We start from the raw sequence: 21,393 nt of genomic DNA on the forward strand, positions 1-21,393 counted from the left end.
GATGGTAGCAGTGAGCGAGAATACCGGAAAGAACACGCAGCCCGGCATGACACGGCGCACGGTCATTGCAGCGGGCGCAGCAGCCGGTGGCATGGCCCTGGGCAGCGGGGCGCATGCCAGCACGCGCGGACCATGGCGGGGCGGGGTCTGGCTCAACAAACCACGCCACAGCGCGATCAGGGCCGATACGCTTGAGATGACAACGGACAAGGGCTCCGACTTCTGGCGCGAGACCTTTTATGGCTTCACGCGTGATAGCGGCCATTTCTACGGCATGCATGCCCCTGCCCGCTTCACGGCGCAGCTTCGCATCCGCGCTGAGTATGAGAAGCTGTACGATCAGGCCGGTCTCATGGTGCGCATTGACGAGACGCGTTGGGTCAAGGCCGGGATCGAACTCTCGGATGGCCGCGCCATGCTCAGCAGCGTGCTCACCGATGGCCGATCGGATTGGGCCACGGCTCCTTACGAAGGTGACCCGAAAGATTTCTGGATGCGCGCAAGCGTGGCCGATGGCGTGCTGCGGCTTCAGGTCTCGGGCGATGGCAAAACCTGGCCGCTCGTGCGCCTGGCCCCCTTCCCCGTGGCTGGGTCCTATCTGGTCGGGCCGATGTGCTGCACGCCTGAGCGTGAGGGCCTGAAGGTGCGTTTTTCTGACTGGCACCTGACCCCACCGCTTAACAAGCCGCTGCATGACCTGACATGATGCCCCACCGCAGCGAAAAACAGAAAATGCTGGCAGGCGAACTGTACGTAGCCAGCGACCCCGAATTGCAGCGCGAACTGGCGCAGTGTGCCGAGTGGCTTGCCCGGTACAACACCGGCAACGGCTCCCTGCCCGAGCGGCTGGGTGCAGTTGGGGAGAATACCTGCATCCGCCCGCCTTTTCAGTGTGATTACGGCTATAATATCTTCCTTGGGCGCAACGTATTCCTCAATTTCAACTGCATCGTGCTCGATGTGGTGCCGGTCACGATCGGGGATGGCACGCAGATCGGTCCGGGCGTGCAGATCCTGGCCGCCGACCACCCGCGCGACCCGGCCTTGCGCCAGAAAATGCTGGAATCTGGCCGCCCTGTCACTATCGGCAGCAATGTCTGGATTGGTGGGGGCGCCATCATCCTGCCTGGCATCACGGTCGGGGATCATGCCATTATCGGGGCGGGCAGTGTCGTAACCCGTGACGTGCCTTCTGGCGCAACCGTAGCCGGCAATCCGGCGCGGCCTCTGCATCTCTGATCATAACCTTGGCAAACAGACACACCCATGGCTGAATTCCAGTTTCAACAGATCGATGTATTCTCCGCTGAGCCGACCAGGGGCAATCCGGTCGCCGTGGTGATCGGGGCAGACGGCCTGACTACCGAGCAGATGGCCGCTTTTGCCAACTGGACCAACCTGAGCGAAACCACGTTCCTGCTCCGGTCCACCACCCCGGAAGCAGATTACAGGGTGCGTATCTTTACACCCCGGACCGAACTGCCCTTTGCTGGCCACCCTACGCTGGGTAGCTGTCATGCCTGGCTGGCGGCGGGCGGCCAGCCGCGCGGGAACATGATCGTGCAGGAATGTGGCCTGGGCCTTGTGCCGGTGCGCGCGCATAATGGCTGCCTTGCTTTTGCAGCACCCCCATTGCAGCGATCGGGTTCGGTGGAGCCTGCCCTGCTGCACCGGGTTGCGGATGGGCTGAAGATTCCCGCCTCATCCATCCGGGCCGCGGCCTGGACTGATAACGGGCCGGGATGGCTGTCCGTCATGCTGGGGTCGCGCCGGGAGGTGCTGGCGCTTGAACCCGATTACGCGGCCCTGTCTGACCTGTGTATCGGCGTTATCGGTCCCTGGGATGCGGCACAGGATGGAAAGCAGCCACAGTTCGAGGTGCGTGCCTTCGCCATGGCCTGTGGGGTGAACGAAGATCCCGTCACCGGTAGTCTGAACGCCGGGCTGGCGCAGTGGCTCATAGGCAGCGGGCTTGCGCCTGGGCATTATAGTGCCAGCCAGGGCACCTGCCTTGGCCGGGCCGGGCGCGTGCATGTTGACCTGGAAGATGGAAAAATCTGGGTTGGCGGGGTGACAACAACCCTGATTGCCGGTGTGCTGCGGTTATAACGGACCTTGCCCGCATGGCGGGTCAACTGGCAACGGCCTTCACCCTTGAGCAGGCAGGCCGTTTAGGCGGGAAATATGTCTGGCTCGCTTCGTGTGCAGATCATCTTTCGCTTTGTGACGTATTGCCGGGGTTTTTACGTTATATCCGCAATGGCGTGTGCACGGTACGGTCGCTGGTTACATGGCCCGTGTTAAGGGTTGTATTCGGCTCCAGCAGAACAACATGGCATTCGTCCCCCAAGGCTTCGGGGCAATGTTCCACCCCATGCGGCACAATAATGAATTCGCCCGCATCGACATCAATGTCGCGATCCCGGAAATGCATGCGCAACGTCCCGGCGATGACCAGGAACAGTTCGTCCTCATGCTCGTGATGATGCCAGTCAAACGTGCCCCTGAATTTGGCCAGCTTGATCTGGAAGGTGTTGATATCGCCCGCCACACGGGGGCTCCAGTAATCGGAAAATGCCGTGAAAGCCTGAGCCAGGTTGATTTTTTCCATTGAATGTCTCTGTCAGAGTTGCTGAACGATCGTCTGGACATAGGCAATCTGCCGCGCCAGATCGGGTAGCGTTGGGAACGCACCATCCAAAAGCGCCGTGCCGACCGTAAAACCGGCTGCCCCTGCCGCAGCGGTGGCGCGGATACGCTCCGCCCGATCGAGCGAACCGGCCACGATGACAGGCTTGCCTGCCACAGCGGCGCAGACCTGCCGCATCAGGCCGGGCACATCTCCCGCAAACCGATAGGCCAGCAGGTCCAGCCCATGAACGCCGGGCCGGGAAGCGAGATCGACCGCGCTGCGCACGATTGCGTTTTCGGTCCCTTCGAGAATGCTTGGATGCCCGCTGATCTGGCCGGGAAAAGGGTAATAGCGGATCGTCGTGCCTTCCAGCAGCCTCAGCGCATCATCGACATGGGTGCCACCCAGCAGGTAATCGACACCCAGCGCGATCCCGGCCTGCACCGAACGCAGTTCGCTATCGCGATCGAGCGAGACGACTTCCAGATAGACCTTCGCCCCGGCCTGGCGGATGGCGCTGGCAAGCGCCTGGAGTGCGGCAAACGGCAGCCCGATATCCTTGAACCCGATATGGCGGATGCCTGCCATGCGGGCGGTTTCGAGCAGATCGGCAGCGTTCTCCACCGTCCGGTCATGGCGGGTCAGCATGAAGATGAAATCGGGTCGGGTCATGTCGTGGCTCCGGTCGTAAGGCGAAGGGCGTAATCGAATGCCGTCTCCAGGCTCGAGGGGTCAGCAATACCCTGCCCCGCAATATCGAAAGCCGTACCGTGGTCAGGGCTGGTGCGGACGAAAGGCAGGCCGAGGGTAATGTTCACCCCCTGCGCCAGACCCATGTATTTGACCGGAATCAGCCCCTGGTCATGATATTGCGCAACCACGACATCAAAGCGCCTCCCGCGCGCCTGCATGAAGACCGTGTCACCGGGCCAGGGACCGGACGCATCAATGCCCTCGCTGCGTGCCTGCGCGATGGCGGGCCTGATGATGCGGGTCTCCTCATCACCAAACAGGCCCCCTTCCCCGGCATGGGGGTTAAGGCCCGCCACGGCAATGCGCGGATGTTCGATCCCCAATGCGCGTGCTCCCGTGCAGGCCAGCCGGATTGCCGCCATCTGGGCCGGAAAATCAGCACGCAGGATCGCATCCCTGAGCGAACAGTGGATGCTCACCAGAACGACCCGGATGTCCTCGTTCGCCAGCATCATGGCAACGCGCGCGCCGCCAGCCTGTTCGGCCAGGATTTCCGTGTGGCCGGGATAGGGCAGCCCGGTGGCGGCCAGCGCCTCCTTGTGGATCGGCGCGGTGACGATGCCCCGGATGGTGCCCGCCTTCGCCAGCCGGATCGCGCTGGTAATTGCCGCATGGGCTGCGCGGCCACTTTCGGCGCTGACCTGCCCCACTTGCGGCCGGGCTACGCATTCCGATGACAACAGCACATTCAGTGCCCCGTCATCAAACCGGGCATCGGCTGGGGTCGTAATCCGGCGCATGCGGGCCGATGGGTCAAGGGCTGCCAGTGCGTGGCGCATCACCAGCGGATCGCCCACCACGATCCAGCGCCGTTGGGCCGGTCGCCGCAGGAACATCCGGGCCACGATCTCCGGGCCAATCCCGGCGGGATCGCCCATCGTGACAGCCAGCGGCAAGGTGGGGCGGGTGGTTTCTTTGATCATTCGGTGAGAATAACGAAACCATCCATGAGGAAAATCGATATGAACTGACCTGTTCTGGTGATAAAAACTGACCAATGAAACGCTCAGACATGCCATCGCTGGACGACCTGCGTGCCTTTGCCGCGGTTGTGCGCCTCGGCTCGGTGCGGGCGGCGGCCACGGAACTGGCTCTGACACACGGGGCGGTCAGCCGCCGGGTGTCCAAGCTGGCCGATGACCTGAAACTCCAGCTTCTGGAACCTGACGGGCGCGGCGTGCGACCGACGCGGGAAGGTCTGCGTCTGGCAGAAGCGGCAACCGATGCGATGCAAGGGATCGCGGCGGCACTGGCCGCGATCCGGTCGTCATCCGGTGTGCAGCCGATCGTGCTGTCGTGCGAGCGCTCGCTGGCGATGCGCTGGCTGATCCCGCGCCTGTCCGACTTTCAGGACCGCCATCCGGGGATCGATGTGCATCTTTCAACCGGCGGCGGCGCGCTGGATTTTGCGCGCGACCGCGTCACGCTGGCGATCCGGCGCCTCGACTTTCCGCTCGATCCTGACTGGACAGTAACGATCCTTGCGCAGGAAGCGGTGGGGCCGGTCATGCGCCCTGACAGGGCACAACGCTTCGCCAGCGGGGATTATCTGGCGCTCGGCGCGCGCACCCGGCCCGAGGCCTGGAAGAACTGGCTGGCATCCCGGCCCGACAGGCCCACGCCGCGCGACATCCGTCTGTACGACCATCATTTCATGATGCTGGAAGCCGCTGCCAATGGTCTGGGCGTCGCCCTGTCGCCCTCTATCATCGCGACGGACGATGTCGCCACCGGCCGGCTGGCAGCGCCGGTCGGGTTCGATGCGGATGGAACATCTTACGGGCTGATCCGGCCTGGCAGGATGAAAATGACGGAAAACGTCAGGGCCCTGGAAGAATGGATCATCAGACAGGTGCCATAACCCGTGAGGAATATGGCCTTGCCGCAACGCTGCGGTGGCGCGATCTGGCTGCCATGAATCATACGGTCACCGGGGCCGAAATCCGGGATCTGACCATCTGGCTGCCTGCCTGCTTTCCTGCTTGCCTGCTTTCGGAACCCGATGCTTCCAAGCCGGGCATTCTCATCGGCTTGCAGCCTGACGGGCGATGCGGCGCAGGTCCGCATTGTCATACATCCGGCATCCATCACCCGTCTGCTCCACAAGCCCGGCAATCGCCTTCGCAACGGTTTTCGCATCAATGCCGCCATATGCAGAAAGCCTGCCGACCATAAGTGGTGCCAGAACCGTCGCCAGTCGTTGCCCGATCGCCTCCATCGGTCGTGCCTGTGCACGGTGGCCCAGCAGCATGCCGGGGCGCAGGATGTCCACGCGGCTGAAACCGAGTGCCCTGATGTCGCGCTCGATCGCGCCCTTGGTCCTGAGGTAAAAACCGGGTCCACCCGCCCCTACGGACGATACGAGAATGAACCGGCGTGCGCCAAGCGCATGCGCCGCTATGGCAAAAGCGAGGACATAGTCATGATCGACGCGGAACATGGCCGCCTGCGATCGGGCAGCGCGCATTGTCGTGCCCAGGCACGAAATCGCCACGTCAGCGCTGGCAGGGGCCACAGCCTGTAATGTCGCTTCGGGTGCTGCGCACAGGTGCTCGAAATCAATGACATGATCGGCGCCGGATGATTGCCGGCGTGTCAGGCTGGTGACGATGGTATCGGGCCGCGTGGCAAGGGCCGCATCAACGAGATGCCCGATCAGCCCGGTGCCCCCGATAAGCAGAACGCGCGTCGTCATCGCAGGATCAGATTGGTGATGGTATCGGCAAGCCTGCCGAAGGGTGGCTGAAGCAGGGTTGCCGCATTGAAACGCCCCTGTCGGTATACGCCCCGGGCATGCGTGAGCGCCATGAAGCCTTCCTTGCCATGATATGCCCCGATGCCACTGTCCCCCACGCCGCCAAATGGCAGGTCGTCCTGCACATAATGCATCAGTGTACCGTTGATCGTCACGTTTCCTGAAACCGTGTTCTTCAACACCCTGTCGCGTTCAATGCGGTTATCGCCAAAATAATACAGGGCCAGGGGCCGGGGGCGCGCGTTGATGAAGGCAATCGCGTCATCCAGCGTGCGATAGGTCAGCACGGGCAGGACGGGTCCGAAAATCTCTTCCTGCATGACCGCCATCTGCGGTGTCACATCCAGCAGCAGCACGGGCGCCAGGACATGATTTGCAGCTGAATCACTGCCCAGCCGGATAACCTGCGCCCCCTGTGCCGCGGCATTGTCGATCAGACCGTTCAGGCGCCCGTAATGATGCATGTTGAGAATGGCCGTATAATCAGGCGACCCCGCATAACCGTTCGGATGCTGCCTTTTCACGGCGTCCTGATAGGCCGTGGCAAAAGCGTCCCGGTCGTTTTCATGCACCAGCACGTAATCCGGCGCGATGCAGGTCTGCCCGGCATTGGTCAGCTTGCCAAATGCCACGCGGTCCGCCACCCGCTGCATGGAAAAGCCGGGCGCGATCACCACGGGTGACTTGCCGCCCAGTTCAAGCGTGACCGGGGTCAGATTGCGCGCCGCTGCCTCGGCCACCTTCTTCCCGACCGCCGTGCTGCCGGTGAACAGGATGTGATCGAACGGCAGGGCCGAGAACGCGGCCCCCACATCGCCATCGCCGGTTACGACAGAAACCTGCTCTGGCGGAAAGATGGCCTGAACGATCTCGCCGATGACTGCCGATGTGGCCGGTGTGAATTCCGATGGTTTGAGCATGGCCCGGTTACCGGCAGCGATCGCCGTGGCCAGCGGCACGAGGGCAAGCGAGACCGGATAGTTCCACGGCGCGATAATGCCCACCACACCCACCGGCTGCCGCACCACCCAGGCACGACCGCACTGGAAATAGGCCGAGACGTGGCGGCGCTGCGGTTTCATCCAGCACCCCAGATGCGCGATCATGTAATTGATCGACTGCACCAGCGGGATCAGTTCCACGATGGCGCTCTCGCGTTCCGAGCGCTGGCCGAAATCCGTTTTCAGGGCGCGCACGATCTCGGTGCGCTGCTTGAGGATTTCAGCTTTCAGGCGGCGCAGATCGGTCCGGCGCTGTTTCAGGTCGGGTGGCCCGGCCTGCAGGAACGCCGCGCGCTGGCGGTCGAGAATATGGTGCAGGTCAGTGGATGTAACATCGGACATCGCGTCCTCCATGTTTACAGGAGAAACTTATGCAGGCAGGATATGAAGCATGACGATCTGGTGTCAATGAAAGTTTCTTGTGTAAACATGGACCTCGCGAATGCGTGAAACCACGGACCGCCCCTATCATCACGGTGACCTGCGCCGCGCCCTGATCGGCACGGCGCTGGACATGCTGGCCAAAGACCAGAACTGGACTTTTACATTGCGGGAGGTGGCCCGGCGCACGGGTGTCAGCCACGCGGCGCCCTACAAGCATTTCCGTGATCGTGAGACGTTGTTACGCGAACTGGCCCGGATCGGCTTTATTCGACTGGGGGAGAGCCTGACAGGGGCCATGTCTCCGGGGCTGCCGTCCACGCGCGCGCACTTCATGGCTGCGGCGCAGGCCTGTATCGGGTTTGCCTGCCAGAACCCCGGTCTTTACCGGCTGATGTTCAGTTCCGATGCCGACAAGACGATAGACCCGCAACTGCATGATGCGGCCATGAAGACCTTCGGGATTCTTCTGGATCTGCTGGAAAGGGGCCAGCGTGACGGAAGTTTCCGTCCGGTTGCTGTAAGCGCGTTGGCCGCGGCAGGCTGGGCGCAGGTGCATGGCCTGGCCATGCTGGCGATCAGCAATCAACTGCTGGAAGAAAAGGTCGGGGCAACCCCGATCCCGGCCGCGCTGGAGGTATTGCTCGATGGCATGTGCCGCACCGATTGTCCCGTCCACGTTCCAGCATCAGGCGGCCATAGCGAGCATACATGCCCGACGCGATAGGGAACTGATGGCGCATATCCGCCAGATGGTGCACTTCGTGCATCACAATAGCGGTCGATCCGATCGACCAGATGCCTGGCACTGGCTGGCATTGATGCCTCGGTCAGCACGGTCGGTAACTGCTGCGACAGCGCATTGGCGGGGGCGATTTACATGGATCGGCCAGTCATTTTCCTGCCTGCCGCTCCATGCCCCCCGGCGCTACCCGCGCCAGTCGTGCAGGCGACGACATGCCCTGCCTTTCACCAGCCAGCGCAACAGCCCCCGACATCAGGGGTCCGGCCTGCCTGCGTTCCATGGCCATGCGGGGTCTCCTGTCAGGGCTGCCGCGCAGGTTGCTTCTTGCGCCCGGTTCTCAGGCTTCATCAGGTGACCGCGTCACGTCCGGGTCGGGAAAGGTGATGCAGGCGCCAAATCCCCTGCCTGACCCGGCCAGGGGGGAGCGCAGGTCCACGGTCACATCCATCTGCCGGGCGATGTTGCTGGCAATGGCCAGGCCAAGGCCGCTGCCTCGCGTGCCTGTTCCGCCGCGCACGAACGGGCTGGTCAGCCGCGCCAGCATGTCCGGCGCCAGTGCCGGGCAGTCGTTGGTGATGTCAATGCGGCCGTCGGGCATCACGGTCACATGCACGGGCGTCTCACGCCCCCCGTGCAGCAATGCGTTTTCAAGCAGGTTGCGCAGCATGATGCCGGTCGCATCCATATCGCCATGCACGAATATATGGCTGATTCCGTTTGCGGTCAGGATGATGCCGTGCCCATCATGCGCATTCGGCTCCATATCGTCAGCCAGCACGCACAGCACGCTCATCACATCGAAGCGATTGCGCCGGAAGGCGATGCCCGATGAGGCGCGCGAAAACTGCAGCAGTTTTTCCACCGTCCGGCCCAACTGGCGGGTGCGCCCGGCAATCAGGTCCACCCGCCTGCCCGCGTCCGAACCTTCCGGCACCATGCGGCCCAGCATCTGCACCTGCGCCAGCAGGCCACCGAGCGGATTGCGCAGTTCATGCGCGGCACTGGCGGCAAAGGCCCGCTCGGTGGAGAGCGCGGTCTCCAGTCGGGCCAGAAGGGTATTGACGGCATGCTCGATGGAGACGAGCTCGACAGGCAGGTCAAGCGCGGGGATGGGCCGCAGGTTGCCGCTGCCACGCGATTGCATTTCATCATGCAGGCGGTCCAGCGGGCGCAGGGCGCGCCGCACGATAAGGCGGACCAGCAGCCAGATGACAGGCAGGAACACAAGGATGGGCACGATGGCGATCGCCGTTGCGCGCCATGTGGCGCCACGGCGGTGCAATGTCGGCTCCCCTACCAGCACGCGATAGGCGGTGGCGGTCGGGGCCGCAACATAGACCCGGAAGCGCGGCGTATCGGCAAACCCGGTATGGATGTCGGGCACAAAAGGCTGGACCGGCGCATTCTGTGAGCGCAAAACCACGTGCCCTGACTGGTCAACGACCTGATAGGCCAGTGTCCGTGGCCCGACACCGGGCACCCATGCAACGGTATCGTGTGGTCCGTGGGGCTGTGTGGCGATGGTGGCTTGCAACCGTTCGGAAACCTCCTGCAGGGAATTGTCCAGCCGTTCCGTTATTTCGTAGCGGGTGAACCCAGCCACGGCCAGGCTGAGGGCCAGCAGGCTGAGGGTCACCACGCTCAGCACGCTGCTGACAATGCGGGTGGCGAGGCTCCAGCTTTTCATGCGGCCTCGCCATCGGCTAGGCAGTACCCGCGGCCACGGACCGTCCTGATGGTCATGTTGCCCACCTTCTTGCGCAGGCGGCTTATGAACACTTCAACCGTGTTGCTGTCCACATCCTGATCCAGCGTGTAAAGGGCCGTGTCGATCTGCTGGCGGGAATAGATCCGGCCGGGATGGCGCGACAGCAGTTCCATGATCGCCCATTCACGCGCGGTCAGGTCCAGCACCTGGTCCCCGCGCGATACGGCACGATTTTCCCGATCGATCGTAATATCGCCAATCCGGTAGCGCGCGCGCCTGCGCGGGGCTGCATACCGCCGTGATACGGCGGCTATGCGGGCCACGAGTTCGTTCAGGTCATAGGGCTTGACGATATAGTCATCCGCCCCTTCGGACAGGCCGGCAATGCGGTCGCTGATCTGGTCCTCCGCCGTGGTGATGAGGATGGCGATATTCGATGATGTACGGCGGATCTCGCGCAGCAGGTCGCGCCCGTTGCCATCCGGCAGGCCAAGGTCGAGCAGCATGAAGTCGTATTCCACGGTGGCCATGGCCGCGCGCGCGTCTTCCAGTGTCGTGAACCAGTCCACGGCATGCCCGTCCAGCCGCACGCGTTCCTGCACGGCCGCCCCAAGGTCATGTTCATCTTCCACAATCAGGATACGCATCAGTCCTGGCCCTTCTCGCGCATGACGCGGGCATAAAGTGATGGCAGCACCAGCAGGGTCAGCAGCGTGGAGGTGACCAGCCCGCCAATCACCACGCTGGCCAGCGGGCGTTCCACCTCCGCTCCGGCGCTATCGGAAAACGCCATGGGAAAAAACCCGAGGCTGGCCACAAGGGCCGTGGCCATGACCGGGCGGAAGCGGGATTCGGCCGCCGCAAAGGCCGCCTGCGCCACTTCCATGCCGCGCGCGCGCAGGGCCGCGATCTCGCTGAGCAGCACCACGCCGTTGAGGATCGCAACCCCGAACAGCGCGATGAAGCCGATCCCTGCTGAAATGCTGAACGGCAGGCCGCGCAGCGTCAGCGCCACGATGCCGCCGGTCGCCGCCACCGGCAGGTTGATGAAGACCAGCAGCGCTGGCCGTATGGCCCCGAACGCCACCACCAGCAGCGCAAAGATCAGGCCAAGGGCGATGGGCAGCACGATTTCCAGCCGCTGCATGGCCGATTGCAGGTTACGGAACTGCCCGTCCCACTGCATGGTATAGCCTGCGGGCAGCTTTACGTCGCGTGCGACACGGGCCTGTGCCTCGGCCACATAGGAGGCCAGATCCCGCCCGCGCACGTTGGCCTGCACCACCATGCGCCGACGCACCCGGTCGCGGCTTATGCGCGGTGGCCCATCGACTTCATGCACATGCGCCACCTGCGAGAGCATGACGCTGCCCTGCCCGTCCATGCGCCGGACCTGCAGCGCACCGATCGCGGCGGTCGAACCGGCAATGCGCGGGTCAAGGCGCACCTGCGTGCTGATGATGGCGTTATCGACAATGACCGGCCGGGCGCCGATATGCCCGCCAATCGCCTCCACCGTGTCCAGAATGTCCTGCACCGCCACGTTGCGGCTTGCCGCCTGCGTGCGGTCGATGTCGGCCACGATCAGCGGCACGGTGCCATCGCCCGCAGCCGCCACGTCCGCCGCCCCCTTCACGCCCGACATGGCGGCCACGACCCTGTTGCCCAGTTCGGCCAGCGTGGCCAGGTCATCGCCAAAGATCGAGACGGCAATCTGCGTGCGCACGCCAGAGAGCAGGTCATCCATGCGCATCTGCACCGGCTGGCTCCATGAATACAGCGCATCGGGCAGTTCGCGCCGCAGCGTGTCGTCCATCGCGGCGACAAGCCCGGCCTGCGTGCGGGCGGTTTTCCATGTGGAGGGCGGGTTGAGGAAAATGAAGCTGTCGGTCTCGTTCATGCCCATCGGGTCGGTGGGGATGGCGGATGTGCCGGTATTGCTGACCACGGAGCGCACTTCGGGGAAGTGGCGCAGGATCTGCTCCTGCTTCGTGACCGAGGCCAGAACGGTGTCAAGCGAGGCCGAGGGGAGCCGCGTGGTGGTGACCGCCAGCGCGCCCTCGTCAAGCTGGGGAATGAACTCGCCACCCAGCCGCATGGCAAGCCCCGCCGAGAGGACCAGCGCCACGATCGTGCCGCCAAACAGCAGGCGCGGATGCCCTTCCCCCCATGTCACCATGCGCGTGTAGGGCCGGCGCATGAAGGCGATCAGCCGCGTATCGCCCGCTGGCCGCACGCGCGCCAGCGCAAGGCTGGCCAGCACGGGGATGCAGATGAAGCAGTACGCAAGCGATGCCAGCAGCGCCATGATGACCGTCTGCGCCATGGGGCGGAACATGTGCCCCTCGATCCCCTGCAGGGTCAGGATGGGCAGGTAGACCATGATGATGACCAGTATGGCGAACCCCACCGGGCGCATGACCTGCTGCACGGATGAGACCACGAGGGGCATGAATTCCATCTCCGGCTCTTCCTCGCGCCGGGAGAGCACATGCTCGATCACCACCAGCGAGCCATCGACGATCATGCCGAAATCGATCGCGCCAAGGCTGAGCAGGTTGGCCGAGATGCCGAACTGCCGCATCCCCGCCATGGCGCAGACCAGCGCCACCGGAATGACCGAGGCAATGACCAGCGCCGCCTGCCAGCTCCCGATCACCACCACCAGCACGCCCACCACCAGCACCGCCCCCATCAACAGGTTGTCACGCACGGTGGCGATGGTCTGCCCGGTCAGGGTGGCGCGGGTGTAATAGGGCTCCAGCGTAACGCCCGCGGGCAGCGCCTGCCTTATGCCCGGCAGGGCGCGGTCTATCGCGGCAAGGGTGGCGTTGGAACTGGCCCCGCTTTCCATCATCACCACGCCGATCACGATCTCGCCCTGCCCGTCACGGGTCACCGCGCCAAGGCGGGTGCGCGCGCCGGTGGTGATGCGGCCAAGGTCGCGCAGGCGCACGGCGGACCCATCAGGGTTGGTGCGCACCGCGATATTGCCAAAATCCGCAAGGCTACCCACCAGCCCGCGCCCGACCACGCTCTGCTGTTCGGCATGGTGGGTGATCCACCCGCCGCCCGATGCCGCATTGCTGGCATCGACCGCGCGATAGACCTCGCCTGCCGACAGGTTGCTGCCAATCAGCCGCGCGGGGTCCAGTGTCACCTCATAGGTTTCCTCCGCCCCGCCATTGACGTTGACATCCACCACGCCGGGCACGAGGCGCATCTGCGGCACCACGGTCCAGTTCATGATGCGGTTGAGGTCCATGAGCGAGCGCCCGGCGCCACGGATCTGGAACTGCATGATCTCGCCCATGCCGGTGGCCAGCGGCCCCATGCTGACGGTGATGCCGGGCACGGATATGCTGGCGCGCGCCTGCTGGATACGTTCATTGACGCGGGTGCGGTCGAGGTTGATGTCGGTCCCGTCGGCAAACTGCACATACACCACCGACACCCCGCCGCGGGAGACGGAACGCAGGTCGGTCATGCCGGGAATGCCGGTCATGCTGGCTTCAAGCGGGAAGGTGATGAGCTTTTCCACTTCCTCCGTCGCAAGGCCGGGGGCGACGACCGAGACGAGCACCTGCCTGGGCGAAATATCGGGCACCGCTTCCACAGGCAGGCCAAGCACCACCATGATGCCCGCCGCCAGCAGCAGGCCCAGGCCGCCCAGCACCAGCATGCGCGCGCGCAGCAGGGCCTCGAGGTATCTGTGCGCCATCAGTCCGCATCCATCCCGGCAAGGCCGATGACCGAGCGCAGGGCGAAGCTGCCATGGGATACGACCGGCTCGTCGCCTTTCAGCCCGGAGCGGATGACAGCCCGCGTTCCGTCATCAAGCGCTACATCGACCACGACGGGCCGGTAATCGGTTTCGCTCACCCGCACGAACACGACGCTGCGCGCGTCAATATGCTGAAGGGCTTCGGACGGCACGACAATGCCCGCCACGCTGTCACGCTGCGCCAGCGTGGCATCCAGCACCATGCCGGGCACCAGGGCGCCGCCAGGGTTGGCCACGGTGCTGATGACCCGGACCAGCCCGGTCAGCGGGCTGGCCATGCCATCTACCGTATCGATACGCGAGATGAGCGGGCCACCGGGTACCTGCGTCACCTGCTGGCCGCCTGATCCGATCCGCGCCGCCTGGTCGGGCGGGATGTCGGAGACAAGCCATATGCCGGACAGGTCGGCCACGGTCGCCACATCCATGGTCGGGTCCACGTCGCCCGCCACCGATGTATTGATCGCCTGCACCGTGCCATCGAGCGGGGAAATCAGGGTCGAGGTCTCGTCTTCCGTGCCCTTGCTGTCCTGTTCCGATGATGAATTGAACTCCTCGGCAAAGCGGTGGCCCAGCGTGTCCACATCCGCCTGCCGGGCGCGCAGGGTGGCGTCTGCCTGCGCCAGCACGTCCTGCCTGCGGCGCAGTTCGGCCATGGAGATGCTCTCGCCCGCCAGCGCTTTCGCCCGTTGCACGGCACCGGCGGCATCGGCGCGGGCCGCGATGGCCGCCGTGAGTGCGGCGCGCATCTGGGCTGCCTGCAGGCGCGCGACATGCAGGGAGTGATCCTGATAGCGCACCAGCGCCTGCCCGCGCGCGACATGCGTGCCCGGCTGCACCAGCACCGCCAGCACCTTGCCGGTGCCTGCGGGGTGGATGTGCACAACCCGTGTCGTATCGGGCGTGACCCGGCTCATGACCGGCAGCACGGGCGCAACCGTGCCGGGCGTGGCCGTGACCACGCTGATGCCTTCATTGCCGAGTGCCGCCGCATCCAGCTTGACCACGGGCGGCAGCGTGGCTTCCTCCGCCCGGGCCGGAAGGCAGCCGGGCATGAGCAACAGCAGGGCGAGGGCAACGGCAACGGGCTTCATGGCACGATGCCTGTCGCGATCAGCATGCGGATGCTGGCCACATGCCACTCCACCTCCGCCCGGGCGCTGGCCAGCCGGGTATTGGCTGCCGCCTGCCGGGCGGCAAGTGCCGTGTCCAGGCTGGCTTCGCCTGCCCGCCAGGCGTGTTCCTGCGCCGCGGCGCGCTTCTCCATGCTTTCGGCAGCGCTGCGGGTGGCCTGCCGTGCCGTGGTGGCCGTGATCAGGCGTTCGCGCACGCGGATCAGTTCCAGGTGCACCATGCGCCGTGCCTGTGTTTCCTGGCTGGTGGCCGTGGCCAGCCGGTTGTGTGCCTCGGACATGATGGGGGTATTGCGGACCTCACTGGGCAGGGGAATGCTGAAATTCAGCCCCACGCGGTCATCCCACGGGCTGCCGTACTGCTTTTCATGGATGGCATCCACGCCAATTTCCGGGTTGGGCATGAAGGAACGGCGCGCCAGCTTCATGTTGGCCTCGGCGGCTTCAACATTGCGGTGCGCCACCTTGATGCGGGGGTCATTGTCTTCCATGTCACGCGGGGCGATGAAGCGGGCGTGGGTGACATCGCCTTCCCCATAACGCGCGAGATCCGGCACGACCGGGTGGCCGAGGAGCACGTCCAGCGCAGCGGTCGCGTTTTCGGCCTCCTCCTGCGCCAGGGCCAGTTCGTTGCGGGCGTTTTCCATCGCCGCCTGCGCCACCTGCCCGTCGGTCGCGGCCAGTTCGCCCCCCTGCACCGCGCGCGTGGCGCTGGCGGCCATGCGCGCGGTCGCATCATACAGGGTGCGGGCCACATCGACCCGGCTGCGGGCGATCAGGGCGGCGGCGGCTGCATCAAGCACCCGGATGGACAGCGCCATGTGTTCGACATTGAGCTGTTCATCAATCGACGCTGCTTCCGCGCTGGCGACCTGTTTCGTGGCGCTGCCCTGCCCCGGCAGCCACAGCGGCACCGACACGCCGCCCTGATAGGTTGTATAGCCTTCGTTACTGCCCAGCATGTGGTCATCCATGTATTCACCCGACAGGGTCGGGCCGCCAGCAAACCATGACCCGGCAGCGCTGGCGCGGGCGCGGGCGGAATGGTGGCCGACCTGAAGTTCGGTGCGGACGGGATCGATCGCCCAGGCCATGCCGACGGCTTCATGGAAGGATGGGCCAGGGCGGGCGTCCTGGGCCAGGGCCATCCATGGCAGGGCGCAGGCCATGGCGATCGAGACGATGGAGGGGATGGCGCGGTTCATGCTTCAGGCCATCATGGAATGGCGGGACCACCATGGCTGATCCGTTCGGCGAGATCGCTCCACAGCCGCGCCATCAGCAGATTGATGTCGGACGTGACCGAAAACGGGGACTGCGAACGCGCCAGGGGCGAAAGGGACATGCGTTCCCCGATGACAAGATGCCCCTGCGAGAACAGCCGGGCCGAAATCGCCCCCTGCTGCCCCTGCCCGATGGGGCGGGTAACGGAAATGCGCAGGTGCGGCGGCGGGGTGGCAATGAGACCGAATGCATGCCGTTCAGCCTCATCGGAGGGGCACGCCACGCCCTGCAGCACGGCATCACGCAGTACGGAATGGGGATAGCCGCCATACATGCCATCCACATGCAGGCGGATGCCTTTGTAGACTGTCATGCATATGCCTTCTGTCACACGCGCTGCCCGGCTGGTCGGCACCATCAGGAAGAAAATACAGGCCGTGTACAGGCTGCCCTGCAATATCCTTCGCATAATATGCGTCTGTTCCTCCATCTGGCGTAAAATTCCTGCCATCACGATGATGACACTTTAGCGATAGCAGAGAAACCTGACGCGAACCTGAACACTTCATTCTACAGTGGAAATTTATATTATGAAAATGATTATCATTTCGTTTCTGGAGCAGGTTACCAGGAGAAATACAGGGTGCGGGACTTGATTTCATGCAAGTCCGGGTCACCGCAGGGCGGGCATGCCGCAGGGTCTGTCCGGTAGAGGCCCGGATTCAGCTACCGATCGCTGCGATATGCGTGGCTGGAGCCATCAAGGGCCCTTCAGTGCAGGTGGGCAGAGGGAACCTGTTCCATATCGATCAATACAGAATTCGCTTGCATGCTGCTGCCTCCATGTTCTGTATTGATCGGTCCAGAACGCAAGGGAATAAGGTAATGAGTGTTTTTTCAGGCAGGAAGGCGCTCGTGATCGGCGGCAGCCGGGGCATTGGTGCTGCGATCGTCAGGCGCCTGAGCCGTGATGGCGCATCGGTGCGCTTCACATGGGCCGGTTCGCGCGCAAGGGCCGAAGACATTGCCCGCGAGACCGGAGCGCAGGCCATTCGGGCCGATGCAACCGACCGTTCAGCCATCCTCGGCGCCACGCGCGACGCCGGGCCGATCGATATTTTCGTCTTCAACGCAGGGATCTGCATTGCCGGTGATCCGCTGGTGCTCAACCCTGATGACGTTGATCGCATGATCGACATCAACATTCGCGCAGCCTATCACGGCGCGGTTGAAGCGGCCCGCGCCATGCCCGATGGCGGCCGGATCATCCTGATCGGTTCGACAAACGCCAATCGGGTGCCCTTCAGGGGGCTGGCGGCCTACAGCATGACAAAATCCGCCCTGCAGAGTATGGTGCGCGGGCTGGCGCGCGACTTTGGGGGGCGGCGCATTACGGTCAATGTCGTTCAGCCAGGGCCGACGGATACGGATATGAACCCGGCCAATGGCCCCGAGGCCGATCTCATGCACAGCGTCATGGCCATTAAGGAACATGGTTGCGCGGAGGATGTTGCCGCTTATGTCGCGTTCCTCGCCGGGCATGCGGCGCGCGGCATTACCGGGGCCATGCAGACCATTGACGGCGGCTTCAGCGCGTGATGCTGGCCATCCATTTCCGGACCGATTAGTATGGAAACTTATCCACGCGGAGGGAGGCACCACATGGCCCGGACAGGACGGCCCCGTGCGTTTGATCGGGACAAGGCGCTCGAGGCCGCGCTGAGCCTGTTCTGGGCACAGGGTTATGAACCGACCTCGCTGAACCAGCTCAAGGCCTGCATGGGGGATATTTCGCCCGCCAGCTTCTACGCGGCATTCGGGTCGAAGGAAGCGCTGTTCCGCGAAGTCGTGCAGCGTTACCTGGCAACCTATGGTCAGGTCATGGCGCCGCTATGGGATGAAACGCTCGCCCCGCGGGATGCGATTGAACAGACCCTGCGCCGCTCCGCCCGCATGCAGACAGCCCGCTCGCACCCCGCCGGCTGCCTGATCGTGCTCGGGGCCAGCAACTGCGCGCCACAAAACCAGGCCGTGCAGGCGCTGCTGGCTGCCGAGCGGGAGCGGAGCCGCAAGGGAATCCGCGCCTGCGTGGAGCGCGCGGTGGCAGGCGGGGAACTGGCCGCCTCACCCGCAACCCAAACCCTGCCTGCCCTGCTGGCAACCTTTCTGCACGGCATGGCCTGCGAAGCCAGGGATGGCGATGGGGCCGGTCAGCTCGATGCGGCGATCACGACCCTCATGCAGGTCTGGGACAGTCTCGCGCCAGCCCCTGCCGGTGGCGCGCGCGCCCAATAGGCCGCGCGGCTGCTCCGCCAATTAATCTGTATCGGTCAATCCATAAATAATTGACGGATCGCCCTTCCCTATTTATGTATCGATTGCTCTTTAAGTCTGGCACGATCATCCCCTGCCCGCGCCATGCACTGCAATCAAAGGAAGCCGGTCATGAACCAGAAGCACGCAGCCCTTGTCACGGGTGCCAATCGCGGGATCGGGCATAGTATTGCCAAATATCTGATTGCGGCGGGCATTGACGTGATCGGCACCTATCACACCAATGAAGCCGAGGCGCGGGCCGCACAGGCAGACCTCGGCACCGGGCGCGCAAGGCTGCGCATGCTGAAACTCGATATTGCAGACCATACCACCTTCGCAGCCTTTGCGGCGCAGGTCAGGACGCTGCTTGAGGGCGAGCTTGCACCCTCTGCGTTGCAATACGTTGTGCAAAATGCCGGCAACATCATTCACACCCGTTTTGATGCAGCGACCCCCGAACAGCTCGACAACCAGTACAACATTCACTTCAAGGGGCCGTATCTGCTGAGCGTGGCGCTGCTGCCGCTGATCCGTGACGGGGGGCGTATTCTCAACATCACCTCGGCGGCCACGCGTTTCTACCTGCCTGATCACGGCCCCTATTCCGCCATGAAGGGCGCGACGGAGGTGATCTCGCTCTACATGGCAAAGGAACTCGGCGAACGCGGCATTACCGTCAATGCAGTAGCCCCCGGTGCCATTGCCTCCGACTTCGGGGGCGGGCTGGTGCGTGACAACGCTGCGGTGAACAAAAGCCTGGCAGAGATCACGCCGCTTGGGCGCGTGGGGCAGCCCGATGACATTGGCGCAGCCGTCGCAGCCCTTCTGTCTGGCAACATGCACTGGGTGAACGGCCAGCGCATCGAGGTGACGGGCGGCCAGTCGCTTTGATACCTTCCTACAGCGCCCAGGAAAAAATACGATGATAGACGTCATGGCCAGCACCGTGCTCGATGCGCCCGTTGCCTCTGTCTGGCCCCATATCCGGGATTTCGGGGCGATCGGGGACTGGCTGCCCGGTGTGAAAAGCTGCCAGATCGAAGGCAATGACCCGGGTGAGCGTGTCGGTGCCATCAGGCGGGTTGAAATGGGCGATGTCGGCCTTATCCGCGAGCAGCTTCTTGCCCTTTCCGATACGGATCATACGGTGACGTTTTCGATCATCGAGTCAGCGCTGCCGATCTGGAACTATCGCTCCACCATCATGCTGTTGCCTGTAACGGACCGTGCACGCACGTTCATCCGCTGGAAGGGGCGCTTTGAGGCCCGTCCGGAGCATGCCGCCGCCATGCAGGCGCGCATGCCAACCCTGATCTACCAGCCGGCATTCGATACACTGGCAGCCCGGCTCCGTGGCAGATAATCGCTGGGGCGGCGCGCTATGCCGTGCCCTCCGTTTTGCCTCGTTGAGGAACGATACCGTTTCGTTTATATAAATGGATAAAGGGCGCCCGGCCTGAGCCATGTGACGGGCATCCTTGGTCTTTATGTGGATGAAAAGGAAAGTTGATGCCTGCCAGAATGAAAAGATATGCAGACGGGAAGACGTTCATCAATCTGATGGCAGGCACTGCGCTCATTTTGTTGGGGATGAACATATGCCAAGCCGCCGAAACGACCCGCGCGCGGGAAGCGCATGCCTGTGAAAACGATGCCTTCAAATTCTGCGGCAGGGACATTCCCAACAAGAAAAAAATTGCAGCCTGCCTGCAGGCCAACCGCGAGCGGCTCCGCCCGGCCTGCCGCGCCATGTTCCCTGCCCCCGATACGCCTGTTGGCAACACGGTACAGGGCACGCCCCTTTTGGACTAGGTTCTGCTGACAGGGCTCTCGTCAAGCCGTAGCCCAATCCTGACGGAAGCTGTCGCTGTCACATGGCTGGCAGGGAGAAAGCCGGGAAGATGTCCCTGACCGCGCCCCCTGCCCACGCCCGGCCGGAAGAAGCGGGCCAGTCACCGCCTCTTCTGTCGGGGCGACCTAATCGACTTTCTGGAACTTCAACTCAAAATTGTCGCCTTCGCCAATCGCCTGATATTTGGCATGGTCCACGGCACCGAGTGCGTATGTGGGGGGCAGCGTCCATACGCCTTTTGGCCAGTCTGTCGTATCCTTGGGGTTGGCTGCGACTTCTGACGTGCCAACGAGCTTGAAGCCCGCGCGTTCAATGAGCGCAATCGCGTAATCCTGCCGCACGTAACCACTTCTGGCGGCGGGGTCCTGCGGGCTGGTGGGGCGGGCGCGATGGTCTTCCACGCCAAAGATGCCGCCGGTCCTGAGCGCCTTGTGCACCGCTGCGAGCATCGCGGGTGCATCGTTATCCTTCATCCAGTTATGCACATTGCGGAATGTCAGGATGACATCGGCGCTGCCAGCCGGAGCGAGGTCGGGGTGATCATGCCCGAACTGCGTGTAGTGAATCTGGTCATAGAGTGCCGGATGCGCATCGATCTTGGCCTGCATGGCGGCGGGCCAGCGCGCGTATTCGCGTTCGACCTTCGTGCCATCGGCAACCCCCATGGCGGCATAATAGGTGCCATGGGCGCGCAGCAGCGGGGCGAGGATTTCGGTCCAGTAGCCACTGCCGGGCCAGATCTCGACAACCGTGGAGTGCGGCGTGACGCCGTAGAAGGAAAGCAGTTCGTAAGGATGGCGGGCGCTGTCGCGCCTGACCAGATCGGGATCGCGCGTGGGGGCGTTCACCGCTTCATGGAGGGGCTGGCTGGCGGGGGAAGCCGCCATGGCTGGCCCGGCAAGAGCCAGGCCGGCAATGGCATAAAATGCGTTGCGCATGGACATTTTTCCCGATCCTCGCAGGTATGGTGTTATGGCCTCGAGCCTAGCACATCCTGTGTCATTCCGGCCAGCAGCGACGGCCCTGCCCTTTTGCCGGAATTCCGTTCCTTGCGCATTTTCTGTTCAGGCTCCCCAAAAGCCAGTTCCAGCCTGCCATGCTGCGTTGAC

General features: G+C 63.8%; 23 protein-coding genes. 10 read left to right on the forward strand and 13 right to left on the reverse strand.

Annotated elements, in window-relative coordinates; translation table 11 throughout:
- Position 1: 1 nt before the first annotated feature.
- From HNW77_RS01050 to HNW77_RS01060, 3 genes are read left to right on the forward strand one after another with little or no spacing between them, the layout of a single operon-like run.
- Positions 2-706: a DUF1349 domain-containing protein gene (locus HNW77_RS01050; protein WP_172154557.1), complete on the forward strand. Its 705-nt coding sequence runs from the start codon at positions 2-4 to the stop codon at positions 704-706.
- On the forward strand, positions 703-1,239 hold the full coding sequence (locus tag HNW77_RS01055) for a sugar O-acetyltransferase (RefSeq protein WP_172154559.1): 537 nt from the start codon (positions 703-705) through the stop codon (positions 1,237-1,239). Before HNW77_RS01050 ends, HNW77_RS01055 begins: the two co-directional genes overlap by 4 nt.
- Positions 1,240-1,266: 27 nt before the next feature.
- Positions 1,267-2,109 carry a PhzF family phenazine biosynthesis protein gene (locus tag HNW77_RS01060; protein WP_172154561.1) on the forward strand — a complete coding sequence of 281 codons (843 nt, stop codon included), beginning with the start codon at positions 1,267-1,269 and terminating at the stop codon, positions 2,107-2,109.
- A 139-nt stretch (positions 2,110-2,248) separates the two neighbouring features.
- Here HNW77_RS01060 and HNW77_RS01065 read toward each other — a convergent pair whose 3' ends face one another.
- The 3 genes from HNW77_RS01065 to pdxA are packed head-to-tail and all read right to left on the reverse strand — an operon-like array spanning position 2,249 to position 4,308.
- Positions 2,249-2,611, reverse strand: a complete 363-nt coding sequence (locus HNW77_RS01065; RefSeq protein ID WP_172154563.1) for a cupin domain-containing protein — start codon at positions 2,609-2,611, stop codon at positions 2,249-2,251.
- A gap of 12 nt (positions 2,612-2,623) precedes the next feature.
- Complete coding sequence (locus HNW77_RS01070; protein WP_172154565.1) at positions 2,624-3,304, reverse strand: 4-hydroxythreonine-4-phosphate dehydrogenase; 681 nt, start codon at positions 3,302-3,304, stop codon at positions 2,624-2,626.
- Positions 3,301-4,308 carry a 4-hydroxythreonine-4-phosphate dehydrogenase PdxA gene (pdxA, locus tag HNW77_RS01075; RefSeq protein ID WP_241694214.1) on the reverse strand — a complete coding sequence of 336 codons (1,008 nt, stop codon included), beginning with the start codon at positions 4,306-4,308 and terminating at the stop codon, positions 3,301-3,303. The genes HNW77_RS01070 and pdxA overlap by 4 nt, the downstream gene beginning before the upstream one ends.
- A 74-nt stretch (positions 4,309-4,382) precedes the next feature.
- On the opposite strand from pdxA, the gene HNW77_RS01080 reads away from it, so the two are divergent.
- Entirely contained in the window at positions 4,383-5,246 is an 864-nt protein-coding gene (locus tag HNW77_RS01080) for a LysR substrate-binding domain-containing protein (protein WP_172154567.1), read from the forward strand.
- Positions 5,247-5,408: 162 nt separating this feature from the next.
- Here HNW77_RS01080 and HNW77_RS01085 read toward each other — a convergent pair whose 3' ends face one another.
- Positions 5,409-6,080, reverse strand: a complete 672-nt coding sequence (locus HNW77_RS01085) for an NAD(P)H-binding protein (protein ID WP_172154569.1) — start codon at positions 6,078-6,080, stop codon at positions 5,409-5,411.
- Positions 6,077-7,483 (reverse strand): coniferyl aldehyde dehydrogenase, encoded by a 1,407-nt coding sequence (locus tag HNW77_RS01090; protein ID WP_241694216.1) that lies wholly within the window; start codon positions 7,481-7,483, stop codon positions 6,077-6,079. The genes HNW77_RS01085 and HNW77_RS01090 overlap by 4 nt, the downstream gene beginning before the upstream one ends.
- A gap of 100 nt (positions 7,484-7,583) precedes the next feature.
- Between HNW77_RS01090 and HNW77_RS01095 the strand changes: the two genes are divergently transcribed.
- Complete coding sequence (locus HNW77_RS01095) at positions 7,584-8,249, forward strand: TetR/AcrR family transcriptional regulator (RefSeq protein ID WP_172154573.1); 666 nt, start codon at positions 7,584-7,586, stop codon at positions 8,247-8,249.
- Between the two features lie 166 nt (positions 8,250-8,415).
- Here the strand turns inward: HNW77_RS01095 and HNW77_RS01100 are convergent, their stop codons facing one another.
- Genes HNW77_RS01100 through HNW77_RS01130 form a run of 7 tightly spaced genes read right to left on the reverse strand, consistent with a single transcriptional unit; the run spans position 8,416 to position 16,489 of the window.
- On the reverse strand, positions 8,416-8,553 hold the full coding sequence (locus HNW77_RS01100; protein WP_172154575.1) for a hypothetical protein: 138 nt from the start codon (positions 8,551-8,553) through the stop codon (positions 8,416-8,418).
- Positions 8,554-8,604: 51 nt separating this feature from the next.
- The gene (locus tag HNW77_RS01105) at positions 8,605-9,954 is read right to left on the reverse strand and encodes a sensor histidine kinase (protein ID WP_172154577.1); all 1,350 of its coding nucleotides are present in this window, start codon (positions 9,952-9,954) and stop codon (positions 8,605-8,607) included.
- Positions 9,951-10,622 (reverse strand): response regulator transcription factor, encoded by a 672-nt coding sequence (locus HNW77_RS01110; RefSeq protein ID WP_172154579.1) that lies wholly within the window; start codon positions 10,620-10,622, stop codon positions 9,951-9,953. The genes HNW77_RS01105 and HNW77_RS01110 overlap by 4 nt, the downstream gene beginning before the upstream one ends.
- Entirely contained in the window at positions 10,622-13,696 is a 3,075-nt protein-coding gene (locus HNW77_RS01115; RefSeq protein WP_172154581.1) for an efflux RND transporter permease subunit, read from the reverse strand. Before HNW77_RS01115 ends, HNW77_RS01110 begins: the two co-directional genes overlap by 1 nt.
- Positions 13,696-14,853 (reverse strand): efflux RND transporter periplasmic adaptor subunit, encoded by a 1,158-nt coding sequence (locus tag HNW77_RS01120; protein WP_172154583.1) that lies wholly within the window; start codon positions 14,851-14,853, stop codon positions 13,696-13,698. The genes HNW77_RS01115 and HNW77_RS01120 overlap by 1 nt, the downstream gene beginning before the upstream one ends.
- Entirely contained in the window at positions 14,850-16,097 is a 1,248-nt protein-coding gene (locus HNW77_RS01125) for a TolC family protein (protein WP_172154585.1), read from the reverse strand. Before HNW77_RS01125 ends, HNW77_RS01120 begins: the two co-directional genes overlap by 4 nt.
- Positions 16,098-16,108: 11 nt before the next feature.
- Complete coding sequence (locus tag HNW77_RS01130) at positions 16,109-16,489, reverse strand: hypothetical protein (protein ID WP_172154587.1); 381 nt, start codon at positions 16,487-16,489, stop codon at positions 16,109-16,111.
- 512 nt (positions 16,490-17,001) lie between these two features.
- Here HNW77_RS01130 and bdcA point away from each other — a divergent pair.
- The 5 genes from bdcA to HNW77_RS01155 all read left to right on the forward strand — a co-directional run bounded on the left by bdcA (position 17,002) and on the right by HNW77_RS01155 (position 20,244).
- The gene (bdcA, locus tag HNW77_RS01135) at positions 17,002-17,715 is read left to right on the forward strand and encodes an SDR family oxidoreductase (RefSeq protein WP_172154589.1); all 714 of its coding nucleotides are present in this window, start codon (positions 17,002-17,004) and stop codon (positions 17,713-17,715) included.
- A gap of 63 nt (positions 17,716-17,778) precedes the next feature.
- Positions 17,779-18,411 carry a TetR/AcrR family transcriptional regulator gene (locus HNW77_RS01140; RefSeq protein WP_172154591.1) on the forward strand — a complete coding sequence of 211 codons (633 nt, stop codon included), beginning with the start codon at positions 17,779-17,781 and terminating at the stop codon, positions 18,409-18,411.
- A 150-nt stretch (positions 18,412-18,561) separates the two neighbouring features.
- Positions 18,562-19,323, forward strand: a complete 762-nt coding sequence (locus HNW77_RS01145) for an SDR family NAD(P)-dependent oxidoreductase (protein WP_172154593.1) — start codon at positions 18,562-18,564, stop codon at positions 19,321-19,323.
- Between the two features lie 31 nt (positions 19,324-19,354).
- Positions 19,355-19,795, forward strand: a complete 441-nt coding sequence (locus HNW77_RS01150; protein ID WP_172154595.1) for an SRPBCC family protein — start codon at positions 19,355-19,357, stop codon at positions 19,793-19,795.
- A 146-nt stretch (positions 19,796-19,941) separates the two neighbouring features.
- Positions 19,942-20,244 carry a hypothetical protein gene (locus HNW77_RS01155; RefSeq protein ID WP_241694217.1) on the forward strand — a complete coding sequence of 101 codons (303 nt, stop codon included), beginning with the start codon at positions 19,942-19,944 and terminating at the stop codon, positions 20,242-20,244.
- Between the two features lie 165 nt (positions 20,245-20,409).
- Here HNW77_RS01155 and HNW77_RS01160 read toward each other — a convergent pair whose 3' ends face one another.
- Complete coding sequence (locus HNW77_RS01160; RefSeq protein WP_241694218.1) at positions 20,410-21,222, reverse strand: class I SAM-dependent methyltransferase; 813 nt, start codon at positions 21,220-21,222, stop codon at positions 20,410-20,412.
- Between the last annotated feature and the right edge of the window lie 171 nt (positions 21,223-21,393).

This window comes from Komagataeibacter melomenusus (assembly GCF_013155395.1).
GTDB classification, from domain to species: domain Bacteria; phylum Pseudomonadota; class Alphaproteobacteria; order Acetobacterales; family Acetobacteraceae; genus Komagataeibacter; species Komagataeibacter melomenusus.